The organism is Streptomyces sp. NPDC021019 (assembly GCF_044333295.1).
Classification (GTDB): Bacteria; Actinomycetota; Actinomycetes; order Streptomycetales; family Streptomycetaceae; genus Streptomyces.
Genome location: NZ_JBIRQR010000002.1, coordinates 1,446,352 through 1,459,298, shown reverse-complemented (window position 1 = coordinate 1,459,298; position 12,947 = coordinate 1,446,352). Strand labels below are relative to the sequence as shown.

Sequence of the window (12,947 nt, the reverse complement as noted above, 5' to 3'; positions counted from 1 at the left end):
GTTGATAGGCCAGATGTGGAAGCCCGGCAACGGGTGGAGCTGACTGGTACTAATAGGCCGAGGGCTTGTCCTCAGTTGCTCGCGTCCACTGTGTTAGTTCTGAAATAACGAACGGCTGTGATTGCACCGGTTGTTCAATTTCATAGTGTTTCGGTGGTCATTGCGTTAGGGAAACGCCCGGTTACATTCCGAACCCGGAAGCTAAGCCTTTCAGCGCCGATGGTACTGCAGGGGGGACCCTGTGGGAGAGTAGGACGCCGCCGAACAATTTTTCCGGGAAAGCCCCGCACCTTTTGGTGCGGGGCTTTTCTGCGTTCCTAACTCGATCGGCACCGGCACCGAGGAGAAGCAGGGGAACGGGAGCTGGAGCAGGCAGTTCCCCGGGGCACTCCTCGACTGTAGAGCCGGCAGGGCAGAACAAGAGTGCTGGGCTCCCCGCCGTCAGAGACGCCCTGCGGCCTTCAGGGCCAAGTACGTGTCGGCAAGCGTGGGAGCGAGGTTCTCCGGAGTCGCGTCCACGACGACAACGCCGTGGCGGCGGAGCCTGTCGGCCGTGCGACCACGGTCGGCCTGGGCCTGGGCGGCGGCTGCCGCCTCGTACACCGAGTCCACGGTTCCTCGCGCGTGGGCCATTTCTGCAATCCGAGGGTCGGAGACCGCGGCCAGCAGAACGGTGTGGCGCTGGGTGAGTTGAGGCAGCACCGGGAGTAGCCCCTCCTCGATGGGGGCGGCTTCCAGCGTCGTGAGAAGGACGATCAGCGAACCGCGGGGGGCGTCGGTGAGGGCGGCGTTGCTCAGGCCTCGGGCGTCCGTCTCGATGAGCTCGGGTTCCAGTGTGGCCAGGGTGTTGATGACGGTGGCCAGAACATTGCCCGTTGCCGTCCGGCCTCGGACCCGGGCTCGGACCTGGCGGTCGTAGGCGAGGAGGCTTACGCGGTCGCCCGCCCGGGTGGCGAGCGCGGTAAGAAGGAGTGTGGCGTCCATCGAGGCGTCCAGACGGGGGACGTCACCTACCCGGCCCGCTGACGTGCGGCCGGTGTCGAGGACGATCAGGATGTGCCGGTCACGCTCGGGGCGCCATGTCCGGACCGCTACGGCGGACTGGCGTGCGGTGGCCCGCCAGTCGATGGAGCGGGTGTCGTCCCCGGGCACGTAGGCCCGCAGACTGTCGAACTCCGTGCCTTCACCGCGTGTCAGAACGCTGGTGCGGCCGTCGAGTTCCCGGAGCCGGGCGAGCCTGGACGGCAGATGCTTGCGGCTGGTGAACGGTGGCAGGACTCGCACGGTCCACGGTGCCCGGTGCTGTCCTTGGCGTGCGGCGAGGCCCAGCGGGCCGTACGAGCGGATGGTTATGCGTTCGGCCTGCCGATCGCCGCGACGGGTCGGGCGCAGAACGGTGACCAGACGTCGCCGTTCCCCGGCGGGAACCGCCAGTGTGTGGCGGGAAGCGCCACGCTCGGAGCCCGAGGTCCAGCTGCTGGGGGGCCAGGCGTCCCGCAGTTGGGCGCGCAGGCGTCGGCGCGAGGTGTTGGTCACCGTCAGTTGCACTTCGGCCGCGTCACCGACTCGAACGGATGTGTCACCGGATCGAGTGAACCGGAGCGTGCGCACTGGCGCGGCCAGCGCGTAGTCACACAGAATTGCCAGTGAGAGCGGTGCGTTGACCGCAAGCATCCCGGCCCAGCTGGGAGCCAGGATGCCTACGGGGAGTGATCCCAGGGCGGCCAGCAACGCGGTACGTCCGGTGAGGGCCATGGTCACCGCCTCATCGGGGTACGGGGACGTGGGCGAGCACTGAGGCGATGACGGAGTCGGGGGTGACTCCTTCCATTTGCGCCTCGGGCCGCAAGTGGATGCGATGACGGAGCGTGGGGAGCGCCAGGGCCTTCACGTCGTCCGGGGTGACATAGTCCCGGCCGGTCAGCCAGGCCCAGGCACGGGCGGTCGACAGCAGCGCGGTGGTGCCTCGGGGAGAGACGCCGAGGGAGAGCGAGGGGGAATCGCGCGTGGCACGGCAGATATCCACGACATAGCCGGCGATCTTGGGGGAGACGGTCGTCTTCGCGACCGCTTCGCGTGCTGCTTCCAGCTCGGCGGGCCCGGCGACGGGCCGTATCCCCGCGGCCTTCAGGTCTCGAGGGTTGAAGCCGTCGACGTGACGGGTGAGGACGTCTATCTCGTCCTGCCGTGTAGGGAGTGGAACTGTCAGTTTGAGCAGGAAGCGGTCGAGTTGGGCTTCGGGGAGGGGATAGGTGCCTTCGTACTCGACGGGGTTCTGGGTCGCGGCGACGAGGAAGGGGTCAGGCAGTGGCCGTGGCGTCCCGTCCACGGTGACCTGCCTTTCCTCCATCGCTTCGAGGAGGGAGGACTGGGTCTTGGGAGGAGTGCGGTTGATCTCGTCGGCGATCAGCAGGTTGGTGAAGACGGGGCCGGGCTGGAACGAGAACTCGGCGGTGCGCGCGTCGTAGACCAGTGAACCCGTGACGTCGCTGGGCATGAGGTCGGGGGTGAACTGGACGCGCTTCGTGTCGAGTTCGAGTGATGCGGCAAGTGCACGGACCAGGAGCGTCTTGGCCACGCCGGGTACGCCTTCGAGGAGTACGTGTCCCCGGCAGAGCAGCGCGACGACGAGTCCGGTGACGGCGGGGTCCTGGCCGACGACGGCCTTGGCGATCTCGGAGCGCAGAGCCTCCAGAGACGCGCGGGCGCTGTCGGACGGCTCCGGTTCCGCAGGCCTCACGGGGGCCGCTGCGGGCACCGGGGGCTCGGCCGGCTCGGGGGTCGGGGCGCTCATGAAGTGCGTACCTCTCTTTCGAGGGCGTCGAGTTGATCAGTGAGGAGGACCAGGGCGGCGTCGTTGGAGGGAGCCGTACCGAAGAGCAGGTTGCTGAGGTCGTGGTCCGGGGTGGTGATGCGCGCGGACACGGCGGCGAGAACGACATCAGGGGTGTGCGCATCACGGGCGGGCACTCCGGCGAGGCGTGCGATACGTGTGCGGGTGGCGGCTCGGAGGGCGTCGGCGGCACGGTCGCGGGCGTTGGCCTTGCGGTAGAGGAGCGAGCGGCCTTCGGCCGCTTCGGATGCGCGGATGGCCACCGGCAGCCGTTCCGGCACCAGCGGGCCGAGTCGGCGGGCCCGCCAGACGGCGGCAAGGACTGCGGCAAGGGCTAGTTGGAGCGTTCCCCACAGCCAGCCGGCGGGGATGAGGTCGAGGAAGCTGCTCTCGTCGGACGCGCCGTCTCTCGCCCCGTCCTCTGACGGGGCTTCGGTTCCGTCGCCGGTGGAGTCGTTGTCGGTTGTCGCGGAGGGATCTGTGAGAGAGGGGAGGTACCAGACGAGATGGGGCCGGGAGCCGAGGAGTTGCAGGGCGAGCGAGGCATTGCCCTGCTTGTCGAGACGCTCGTTGTGGAGGAGGCCGGGGGAGCCGAGAATGACGGTGTCGCCGCCGTCTCCGGTCGGGAGGACGACCAGACTGGGGAGGCCTGCGGCCGGGTAACAGGTGACGGCGCTGGGATCCTGCGTCGTGTACCGGGTACCCCCCATGTCCGCTGTGCCGGCCAGCCGGGCGGCGGGGAGCTCGCACGACGGTGCGAGGGCACTGACGGGCTGGTGCGACTCGGCGTGGGTGCCGGGGGCGAGTCGAGGCGTGGCTCCCGGTCCCGGGGCGATCAGCAGGGTGCGCCCTGCGGAGGCGGAGGCCGCCTCGTCCAGTCGGAGCTGCTGCGACCGGGTCAGGAGATTGGGGCCGGCGACGAGGAGCGTGGTGTCGGGGCCGGTCGCGGCGGTGACTTCGTCGAGAGTGGTGGCGACGGTGATGGAGACGCCGCGAGCCTTGAGGAGTTCGGCCACGGCGCGACTTCCCTTGGGGGCCGTCGAGCGGGGGTCGAGCTGTCCGTGGTTCGTTCCGGAACGTACGACGGCGAACGTGATGCCGGCGACGACGAGGATGAGGAGGACGGCCAGGATGCCTCGGGCACGGGTCCAGACCTGGCCAGGGGTGGGCGCTGTCGAGGTGGGGGAAGCGGTGGTCGCCGTGGTCATCCGGCGGCTCCTCGGGCGGTTCCGGGCAGCAGCGGCTTTGCCTCGTCGAGTGCGAGGTCGAGGGTGCGCAGGGACAGGTATGTCGGCTGGTCCGCGGTGCGGCCCCCGTACGTCACGTCGTCGAAGGCCCGGGCGGCGGCGCGCAGCCGGGCCCTGTGCTCGGGCAGGGCACTGCCCGCTTCGGCGGCGGCTTCGTCCGCTGTGCGGCCGGGGCGCGGGTCGAGCAGGGCACGTTCCTCGAGGGACCGGACGATGGCACGCATGCGTTCCTGGACGGCCTCGGTCCAGCGCAGAGCCGTGGCGTGTGCCTCGGCGGTGGCGCGGTGCTGGGCCGCGCTTCGGGGGGCGTCGTTGTCGAAGAGGGCGTCCGGGCTCCGGGAGGAGCGTTGCGGGGTGCCGAGCCGCCACCAGAGGGCGGCGACGAGGCCGATGACGAGGACGACCAGGACGACGAGTCCGGCCGGGCCGCCGGGTGCGGCACCCGCGGCGGCGTCGAATACCCCGGAGACCCAGTCCCAGAACTGGTCCAGGGCGCGCTGGAGGAAGTTCGGGTCGTTCTCGTGGTACATGGGCTTGGACAGCTCGCTCTCCGCCGCCTCCCGTGCGGGGAGACGCGGAGCGTCCACGGGTATGTCGCCCGCTGCCGTGGCCCGCAGTGCTGTGGTGATGCCCCCCGCCCCCGACACCGCATCAGCTCCTGGGGGTGTCGACGCCGTAGCCGGGCAGGCCCGCAACCCGTGCGAGGTCGAGGTCCAGTGCTTCGCGGCGGATGCGTTGGTCCACGTAGAGGAGGGCCATCACCCCGGCGACGAAGGGGTAGATCAGTGTCGAGACGATCACTTCGCCGATGCCGGTGACGATCAGGAACGGCCAGCCGAAGGAAGGGGCGGTGCCGTTGAAGAACTCGCTGACGTCGGTTCCGTCGGCGATCACCGCGATGACGCCGAACGGGATGGAGACGAGGAACGTCAGCAGGAAGGTCAGCAGCCAGGTCAGGGCGAGGATCCCGAAGGTACGCCACCAGGCGCCGCGGACCAGCTTCGCCGACCTGCGCAGCGCGGCGACGACGCTCTGTCGTTCGAGCATCAGGGCGGGGGCGGCGAGTGCGAAGCTGACGTTCAGCCAGAGCATCACGACGCAGGCGGCGGCGAAGCCGAGGAAGGCGAGTGCCGCTCCCGCCTCGGAGCCCAGCAGCAGGCCGGGGCCGATGCCCACGGTCATGATCGCGGCCATGATCAGAGCCACCAGCATGGTCAGCCCGAGCAGCGGGAGGATCCGGGGGCGGGCCTCTGCCCAGGTGTCGGAGAGCGTGGTGGGACGGCCCAGGACCGAGCGGCTGATGACCACGGTGATGATCGACGCGGTGAAGAGCGTGGCGATCATCGTGACGAGGGAGGCCGGGGCCAGGGAGATCAGTGTCGACCGGGCGGAGTCGGTGGCCTGGCGGAGGGCCTCGGTGCCGGTGGCGTTCGGGTCGACGGAGGTCGGTTCCGGCAGCAGATAGCGCTGCATGAGGATGACGGCGATCTGGGTGACCACCGAGACGGCGAGGCTGAAGCCGAGTGCGGTACGCCAGTGGGCGCGCAGGGCGGAGACGGAGCCGTCGAGGATTTCGCCGAGGCTCAGGGGGCGCAACGGGATGACGCCGGGCTTGGCGGCCGGGGGCGGTCCTGTCCAGCCCTGTCGCTGCGAGCCACCGCCCCAGCCGGGGGCGGGAGGCCGTGCTCCGGGGCCGCTGCCGGGGTTGCTCGGTGGGGACCACTGCCCGGGGGGCGGCTGCTCGGGGGACCACCGTCCCGTCGGGCCGCTTCCCTCCTGAGGTTCGGAGGGGCGGGGAATCGCCGTCTCCTTGCCGTCGGAGGGGGCAGATCCGGGCGACGCCCAGCCCGGAGAGTCGTTCATGCTCGCTCCTTCACCGTCCTGACCGCTCATCGGGGCGGCAGGTTGGCAGCCATCGTGCCACGCGCGGGTCCGGGGTGGATCAGCCGCTCTGTCTCCTTGGCGCCTTCAGGTACGGGCGGCTCACCGGGCAGACTGGGCGGATGGCTGATCAGGACGCGCAATCGACGGCGGGCTTCGAGCCTCCCGCGCTCTCCGTACTCCGCTGGGACGAGCCCCCGGGGGGCCCCGTGCTGGTGCTTCTCGACCAGACGCGGCTGCCCGCCGAGGAGGTCGAACTGGTGTGCACTGACGTGCCCGCGTTGGTGCGGGCGATCCGGACTCTGGCGGTGCGAGGGGCCCCGCTGCTCGGGATCGCCGGGGGTTACGGGGTGGCGCTCGCGGCGGCGCGGGGCCATGACGTCGCGGAGGCGGCCGGTCTGCTGGAGCGGGCGCGGCCCACCGCGGTCAACCTCGGCTACGGGGTGCGGCGGGTGGCGGCCGCCTACGGGGAAGCCGTCGGCAAGGGGGCGGGCGACGAGGCGGCCGCCGAGGCGGCGCTGACCGCGGCGCGGGCCCTGCACCGGGAGGACGCCCAGGCCAGCAGGCGCATGGCGGAGTACGGCGAGGCGTTGCTGGAGGAGCTGATGCCGGACCGCGGGTATCAGATGCTGACCCACTGCAACACCGGGGCGCTGGTCTCCGGGGGGGAGGGTACGGCGCTGGCCGTGGCGTTGCGGGTGCACCGGAAGGGCCGGTTGCGACGGCTGTGGGTGGACGAGACGCGGCCGCTGCTCCAGGGGGCCCGGCTGACCGCGTACGAGGCCGCGCGCAACGGTCTGGCGTACAGCCTGCTCACGGACAACGCGGCGGGGTCCCTTTTCGCGGCCGGAGAGGTCGATGCGGTGCTCATAGGGGCGGACCGCATCGCCGCCGACGGTTCGGTGGCGAACAAGGTGGGGAGCTATCCGCTGGCCGTGCTCGCGAAGTATCACCACGTGCCCTTCATCGTGGTGGCGCCGACGACGACCGTGGATCTGGAGACCCGGGACGGCACATCGATCATCGTCGAGCAGCGCCCCGGGCGGGAAGTGACGGAGCTCACATCGTGGCGGGGTGTATCGGCCGACGGTGGAGGAGGGATGGTCGTCGCACCCCTCGGGGCCCCGGCGTACAACCCGGCCTTCGACGTCACACCCCCGGAACTGATCACGGCGATCGTCACCGAGGAGGGCGCTGTTTCGCCGGTCACGGGGGCCGGACTGGCAGAGCTGTGTGCCAGGTCATCGCAGGTAACGATTAGCTAATGGGATGATGTCGATTATGAAGGGACGCGTCCTTGTCGTCGACGACGACACCGCACTGGCCGAGATGCTCGGGATTGTGCTGCGTGGAGAAGGTTTCGAGCCGTCGTTCGTAGCGGACGGCGACAAGGCACTGGCCGCATTTCGTGAGGCCAAGCCGGACCTGGTGCTGCTCGACCTCATGCTGCCCGGAAGGGACGGCATCGAGGTGTGCAGGCTGATCAGGGCCGAGTCCGGTGTGCCGATCGTCATGCTCACTGCCAAGAGCGACACCGTCGATGTGGTGGTGGGCCTGGAGTCAGGGGCCGACGACTACATCGTCAAGCCGTTCAAACCTAAGGAGTTGGTTGCCCGGATCAGGGCACGTCTGCGGCGGTCCGAAGAGCCCGCGCCGGAACAGCTGACCATCGGTGACCTGGTCATCGACGTGGCAGGCCACTCCGTGAAGCGGGAGGGGCAGTCCATCGCCCTGACCCCGCTGGAGTTCGACCTGCTGGTCGCGCTCGCCCGCAAGCCGTGGCAGGTCTTCACCCGTGAGGTCCTGCTGGAACAGGTGTGGGGTTACCGCCACGCGGCCGACACCCGCCTGGTGAATGTGCATGTCCAGCGTCTGCGTTCCAAGGTCGAGAAGGACCCGGAACGGCCGGAGATCGTCGTGACGGTCCGAGGCGTCGGCTACAAGGCCGGACCGAGCTGAGATGCCCCGAGGCAGCGCTGCTCCGGGGCCCGGCGAGCCGGGGGTCCGTACGGAGCGGGCTGTCGGCCCGGGACGGAAGGCGTCACGGATGAGCCGTTTCCTGCGAGGCGGCCGGCTGTTCGAGGACCGGACGCCCGGCGGGCCCGTACCGCGGTTGCTGATGCGGTGGGTACGCCGCCCGTTGCTGCCCGCCGTCCGGTTGTGGCGGCGCAATCTGCAGCTCCGCGTCGTCGCGGGCACCCTGCTGATGTCGATCGGCGTCGTGCTGCTGCTCGGCTTCGTCGTCATCGGCCAGGTGCGCAACGGCCTGCTCGACGCCAAGGGCAAGGCCGCCCAGACCCAGGCCGTCGGCGGCTTCGCCGCGGCCCAGGAAAAGGCCAACATCCCCCTTGCCCCCGACGGGCAGGGGAGCGAGCGCACCGACGGCGTGACCGGCAGCACCTCCTGGCGCACCGAGCTCGTCGACCAACTCGCCAGCGGTGGCAAGAACGCCTTCAACGTGGTGGCGCTCAGCGTCGACTCGGTGGCCGAGGGCGCGAGCAGCCGTGCCGCGCGCGGTTCCGGCAGCGTGGAGGCGTCCAGCGTCCCTGAGCGCCTGCGGCAGAAGGTGAGCGAGGGGCAGGGCGCGTTCCAGACGTACTCCGAGATCCGGTATTCGTACGGCAGCGAGGCGCAGCCCGGCCTCGTGGTCGGCAAGCGGCTCTACGACATCGATCAGCAGCCCTACGAGCTGTACTACCTCTTCCCGCTCACGCAGGAGGAGAAGTCCCTGACACTGGTCAGGACGACCCTGGCGACCGCCGGTCTGTTCGTCGTCGTGCTGCTCGGGGCCATCGCCTGGTTCGTGGTGCGGCAGGTCGTCACGCCGGTGCGGATGGCCGCCGGCATCGCCGAGCGCCTCTCCGCCGGCAAGCTCCAGGAACGGATGAAGGTCACCGGCGAGGACGACATCGCCCGGCTCGGCGAGGCCTTCAACAAGATGGCCCAGAACCTCCAGCTGAAGATCCAGCAACTGGAGGAGCTCTCCCGGATGCAGCGGCGCTTCGTCTCCGACGTGTCGCACGAACTGCGGACCCCCCTCACGACCGTCAGGATGGCCGCCGACGTCATCCACGAGGCGCGTGCCGACTTCGACCCCGTCACCGCGCGCTCCGCCGAGTTGCTCGGCGATCAGCTCGACCGGTTCGAGTCGTTGCTCGCCGATCTGCTGGAGATCAGCCGGTTCGACGCGGGCGCCGCGGCCCTGGAGGCCGAGCCGATAGACCTGCGGACCGTGGTGCACCGGGTGATCGGTGGCGCCGAGCCGCTCGCCGAGCGCAAGGGCACCCGGATCCTGGTCGTCGGCGACGACCAGCCGGTGATAGCCGAGGCCGACGCCCGCCGCGTCGAACGCGTCCTGCGCAACCTCGTGGTCAACGCCGTCGAGCACGGTGAGGGCCGGGACGTCGTGGTGCGGATGGGCGTCGCGCAGGGCGCGGTCGCCGTGGCCGTCCGGGACTACGGGGTCGGGCTCAAGCCCGGCGAGGCGACCCGGGTCTTCAACCGGTTCTGGCGTGCGGACCCCGCACGGGCCCGGACGACCGGCGGGACGGGTCTCGGTCTGTCGATCGCCGTGGAGGACGCCCGGCTGCACGGCGGCTGGTTGCAGGCCTGGGGCGAGCCGGGCGGCGGCTCCCAGTTCAGGCTGACCCTGCCGCGTACGGCGGACGAGCCCCTGCGCGGTTCGCCGATACCGCTGGAGCCCGAGGACTCGCGGCGCAACCGCGGCAACCGGCAACGCGACGAGGCCGGAGCGGGCGCGTCGGACGACCACCGGCTGATGTCCTTGCCGACCCAGCCCGGGGCCGGCGAGCGCCCGCCGCTGCCCGTGCCCGGTCGCGGCCCCGCCGTCCGCAACGGCGCCCCCTCGTCGGTGCACCCCGCCGCGCTGCCCGGCAACGGGGCACGTGTCGTGGCGCGCCCGGCCCAGGAGCGCCCCGGTGGGCGTTCGGGCAACGGCGTACTCGATTCCGACCAGGAGGACACCACTCGTGGCTACTGACCGCGGTCCGGGCGGCCGAGGACGGGCGGTGCGGATGGTCGCGCTGCTGGGCTGCGGCGTCGTCGTGCTGGCCGGGTGCGGCTCGATGCCGGTGACCGGGGACGTCAAGGCGGTCGACGCCTCACAGCCCGGGGACTCCCAGGTGCAGGTGTACGCGGTGGCGCCCCGGGAAGGCGCGGTGCCCAGCGAGATCGTCGACGGCTTCCTGGAGTCGATGACCAGTGACGATCCCGCGTTCGCGACCACCCGGAAGTACCTGAGCGCCGACGCCCGGCGCACCTGGCAGCCGGGCGGGGGCATCACGGTGCTCGCCCAGGCCCCCAACCGCAGTGGCCCCCTGCTCCACGACGAGGCCAACCGGGCCACCCGGGACAAGGCGACCACCTACACGCTGACCGGCGAGAAGGTGGCCGCGGTCGACGCCCAGAGTTCCTACCGTCCCTTCGCGCCCAGCGACTACGCCCAGACTCTGCACCTGGTGCAGGAGAAGGGGCCGGACGGAAAGCAGGAGTGGCGCATCGACGTCGTGCCGGACGGCCTGGTCCTCGGGCAGTCCGACTTCAAGCGCCTCTACCGCTCGGTGAACAAGTACTACTTCGCCACCGGGCGTACGAGCGGTCGGTCGACACTCGTCGCGGACCCCGTCTACGTACGCAACCGCGCGGATCCGGTCACGCGCATGGACACCGCCACGCAGACCGTCAGGACGCTGCTCGCCGGTCCGACGAACTGGCTGCGGCCCGTGGTCGACTCCCGGTTCCCGGCGGGGACCGCCCTGCGCAAGGACGTCATCGCGCTGCCGTCGGACGATCAGAACGTCCTGAAGGTGCCGCTCAACCACAAGGCCGACAAGGCGAGCCCCAGCGCCTGCCGGATGATGGCCGCGCAGGTGTTGTTCACGCTCGGGGACCTGACCCCGGCACGGGTCGAGCGGGTGGAGCTGGAGGGCGGCGAGGGCACCCAGCTCTGCGGACTGGACGCCGACGACGCGCCGGAGTTCTCCGCCGACATCGGCTCCGACGAGGCCGACAGCCAGTACTTCATCAACGACAAGGGGCAGGTGGAGCGGATCCCCGGCGCCACCGACGGCACCGGAACGCCCGAGCCCGTGACCGGCCCGCTCGGTGCGGGCGCCGTGCCCATGGGCGCCGTCGGGGTGGCCCGGGACGAACAGCGGGCCGCCGCGGTCTCCGCCGACGGGCAGCACCTCTACGTGTCCTCCCTGGAGACGGAGAGCAGTGAACTGACGGACCCCCTCGTCAGCAGCGAGGCGAAGAAGGCCGCCGACCGGCTGTCGTCGCCGAGCTGGGACGGCCGCGGCGATCTGTGGGTCGCCGACCGCGATCCGGCCGGTCCCAGGCTGCTGCGGCTGACCGGGGGCGCGGGCGATCCGCAGGAGGTCCGGGTGCCGGGTCTCGACGGCGCCCGCATCGAGGAGCTGCGGATGTCCGCGGACGGGGTGCGGATCGCCCTGCTGCTGAGGAAGGACGGCCGTACGACACTGAACATCGGTCGGGTCGAACGCCGGGGTTCCTCCGTGGCGCCCGGGATCTCGGTCGAGGATCTGCGCCAGGCCGCACCGCAGCTCGCGGATGTGACGGCCATCTCCTGGTCCGGACGCAGTCGGCTGGTGGTTGTCGGCAAGGAGGAGGGCGGCGTCCAGCAGGTGCGTTACGTGCAGGCGGACGGCTCCACGTCGGCCTCGGGGTCGTTGCCCGGGGTGAACCAGGTCCAGTCGGTCGCCGCGGCGGACGACGAACTGCTTCCGCTCATGGCGGAGACCGTCGGCGACGGCATAGTGAAGCTCTCGCCCGGGGACAACTGGCAGACGGTTCTCCAACAGGGCACGTCGTTGGTCTACCCCGGCTGATCCGGCACCGGGCCGGGATCCGCCGGGTGCCCGGGGTTTTCCACAGGGGTGGCCCGCCCGGGGCGGCCCCGGCACAGTCAGGTCATGCGGTACGCGTGGCAGGAACTGTCCGGTCTGCTTCTGCCGGTGGCCTGCGCCGGCTGCGGCAGACCGCGCACCGAGCTGTGCACGGCCTGCGCGGCCGCGTTGCACGGTGCGCCCGCCCGCCCGGTCCGGCCCTCGCCGCGGCCCCGGGGGCTTCCGCCGGTGTACGCGGCCGCGCCGTACGAGAACGCCGTACGCGCGGTTCTGCTGGCCCACAAGGAACGAGGGGCACTGGGGCTGGCCGGGGCGCTCGGCCGGGCCCTGGCGGGTTGTGCACGGGCCTGGGCGGGGCGGCCGGGCGGTGCTGGTCTCCTGCTGCTGGTCCCGGTGCCCTCCGCGCCCTCCTCGACCGCGGCGCGTGGCCATGACCCGGTGCGCAGGATCGCCGCCGCGGCCGCGCGGGACCTGCGGCGCGAGGGACTGCCGGCCGAAATGCTTCCGCTGCTGCGGCAGCGGCGCGCGGTCGCCGACCAGGCCGGTCTCGGGGCGCGGCAGCGGCGGGCGAATCTGGCCGGCGCGCTGGAGCTCACGGCGGGGGGAGGGCGGCTCCTCCGGCACGGACTCCTCGGGCGGGGACCTCTCCGGCACGGCCGGGTGATCCTGGTCGACGATCTGTTGACGACGGGATCGACGCTGGCGGAGGCGGCACGGGCGGTCGGCGAGGCGTGCGGCGCCGGTCGGGAGCCCTCCGTGCACGGAGGGTGCCGGGCGGCGGTCGTCGCGGCCTCTCCCTCCGCCTTCGAAATAAACCGGAACTGACCGGGAACCCGCATCGTTGCAGGTAATGAGAGGGCAATACCCCCTGAACGGAGGTACGTGCCAGTAGCGGGTGCCGAGACCGTGGTGCGCAGGCTATGTTCGGTTGTGAGGAACGGTGAATGCCGGACCTCGATGAATGCACCATCAGGTTTCGGGCAGGTAACTCACCGGTAGGAGAAGCACGCGAGTCGGTGGGGTTGCGACCCTTCCGACGGGGGAGGAGGAGGCGAAAGCCACCGAGTCCGAGGCCCTGGTGATCTCCGGGGCCTGGTG

General features: G+C 71.0%; 10 protein-coding genes and 2 rRNA genes. 7 read left to right on the top strand and 5 right to left on the bottom strand.

Annotated elements, in window-relative coordinates:
- Together ACH4RG_RS17515 and rrf are read left to right on the top strand one after the other, a co-directional pair.
- Positions 1 to 73: ribosomal RNA gene (locus ACH4RG_RS17515) — 23S ribosomal RNA — on the top strand; the annotation flags it as partial.
- 76 nt (positions 74 to 149) lie between these two features.
- Positions 150 to 266, top strand: a 5S ribosomal RNA gene (rrf, locus tag ACH4RG_RS17510).
- A 175-nt stretch (positions 267 to 441) separates the two neighbouring features.
- On the opposite strand, the gene ACH4RG_RS17505 is transcribed toward rrf, so the two are convergent.
- Genes ACH4RG_RS17505 through ACH4RG_RS17485 form a run of 5 tightly spaced genes read right to left on the bottom strand, consistent with a single transcriptional unit; the run spans position 442 to position 5,943 of the window.
- Positions 442 to 1,755 (bottom strand): DUF58 domain-containing protein, encoded by a 1,314-nt coding sequence (locus tag ACH4RG_RS17505; RefSeq protein WP_397917194.1) that lies wholly within the window; start codon positions 1,753 to 1,755, stop codon positions 442 to 444.
- A gap of 10 nt (positions 1,756 to 1,765) precedes the next feature.
- The gene (locus ACH4RG_RS17500; RefSeq protein WP_397917193.1) at positions 1,766 to 2,794 is read right to left on the bottom strand and encodes an AAA family ATPase; all 1,029 of its coding nucleotides are present in this window, start codon (positions 2,792 to 2,794) and stop codon (positions 1,766 to 1,768) included.
- Positions 2,791 to 4,041 (bottom strand): DUF4350 domain-containing protein, encoded by a 1,251-nt coding sequence (locus ACH4RG_RS17495; protein WP_398539773.1) that lies wholly within the window; start codon positions 4,039 to 4,041, stop codon positions 2,791 to 2,793. The genes ACH4RG_RS17500 and ACH4RG_RS17495 overlap by 4 nt, the downstream gene beginning before the upstream one ends.
- Complete coding sequence (locus ACH4RG_RS17490; RefSeq protein WP_397917191.1) at positions 4,038 to 4,727, bottom strand: DUF4129 domain-containing protein; 690 nt, start codon at positions 4,725 to 4,727, stop codon at positions 4,038 to 4,040. The genes ACH4RG_RS17495 and ACH4RG_RS17490 overlap by 4 nt, the downstream gene beginning before the upstream one ends.
- 4 nt (positions 4,728 to 4,731) lie before the next feature.
- The gene (locus ACH4RG_RS17485) at positions 4,732 to 5,943 is read right to left on the bottom strand and encodes a hypothetical protein (RefSeq protein WP_398539772.1); all 1,212 of its coding nucleotides are present in this window, start codon (positions 5,941 to 5,943) and stop codon (positions 4,732 to 4,734) included.
- A gap of 140 nt (positions 5,944 to 6,083) precedes the next feature.
- Here ACH4RG_RS17485 and mtnA point away from each other — a divergent pair, with 140 nt between their 5' ends.
- The 5 genes from mtnA to ACH4RG_RS17460 all read left to right on the top strand — a co-directional run bounded on the left by mtnA (position 6,084) and on the right by ACH4RG_RS17460 (position 12,674).
- Positions 6,084 to 7,226: an S-methyl-5-thioribose-1-phosphate isomerase gene (gene mtnA / locus ACH4RG_RS17480; protein ID WP_398539771.1), complete on the top strand. Its 1,143-nt coding sequence runs from the start codon at positions 6,084 to 6,086 to the stop codon at positions 7,224 to 7,226.
- Between the two features lie 4 nt (positions 7,227 to 7,230).
- On the top strand, positions 7,231 to 7,920 hold the full coding sequence (gene mtrA / locus ACH4RG_RS17475) for a two-component system response regulator MtrA (RefSeq protein WP_007448372.1): 690 nt from the start codon (positions 7,231 to 7,233) through the stop codon (positions 7,918 to 7,920).
- A 1-nt stretch (position 7,921) separates the two neighbouring features.
- A complete protein-coding gene (gene mtrB, locus ACH4RG_RS17470) occupies positions 7,922 to 9,961 on the top strand; it encodes an MtrAB system histidine kinase MtrB (RefSeq protein ID WP_398539770.1) in 2,040 nt (679 codons plus the stop codon).
- A gap of 34 nt (positions 9,962 to 9,995) precedes the next feature.
- The gene (locus ACH4RG_RS17465; RefSeq protein ID WP_397917254.1) at positions 9,996 to 11,831 is read left to right on the top strand and encodes an LpqB family beta-propeller domain-containing protein; all 1,836 of its coding nucleotides are present in this window, start codon (positions 9,996 to 9,998) and stop codon (positions 11,829 to 11,831) included.
- A gap of 84 nt (positions 11,832 to 11,915) precedes the next feature.
- A complete protein-coding gene (locus ACH4RG_RS17460) occupies positions 11,916 to 12,674 on the top strand; it encodes a ComF family protein (RefSeq protein WP_397917187.1) in 759 nt (252 codons plus the stop codon).
- Positions 12,675 to 12,947 lie beyond the last annotated feature (273 nt).

Bases quoted from the DNA above. Each gene is read 5' to 3' on its own strand.
- ACH4RG_RS17505 (WP_397917194.1), bottom strand. From the start codon at position 1,755: ATGGCCCTCACCGGACGTACCGCGTTGCTGGCCGCCCTGGGATCACTC.
- ACH4RG_RS17500 (WP_397917193.1), bottom strand. From the start codon at position 2,794: ATGAGCGCCCCGACCCCCGAGCCGGCCGAGCCCCCGGTGCCCGCAGCG.
- ACH4RG_RS17495 (WP_398539773.1), bottom strand. From the start codon at position 4,041: ATGACCACGGCGACCACCGCTTCCCCCACCTCGACAGCGCCCACCCCT.
- ACH4RG_RS17485 (WP_398539772.1), bottom strand. From the start codon at position 5,943: ATGAACGACTCTCCGGGCTGGGCGTCGCCCGGATCTGCCCCCTCCGAC.
- mtnA (WP_398539771.1), top strand. From the start codon at position 6,084: ATGGCTGATCAGGACGCGCAATCGACGGCGGGCTTCGAGCCTCCCGCG.
- mtrA (WP_007448372.1), top strand. From the start codon at position 7,231: ATGATGTCGATTATGAAGGGACGCGTCCTTGTCGTCGACGACGACACC.
- mtrB (WP_398539770.1), top strand. From the start codon at position 7,922: ATGCCCCGAGGCAGCGCTGCTCCGGGGCCCGGCGAGCCGGGGGTCCGT.
- ACH4RG_RS17465 (WP_397917254.1), top strand. From the start codon at position 9,996: ATGGTCGCGCTGCTGGGCTGCGGCGTCGTCGTGCTGGCCGGGTGCGGC.
- ACH4RG_RS17460 (WP_397917187.1), top strand. From the start codon at position 11,916: ATGCGGTACGCGTGGCAGGAACTGTCCGGTCTGCTTCTGCCGGTGGCC.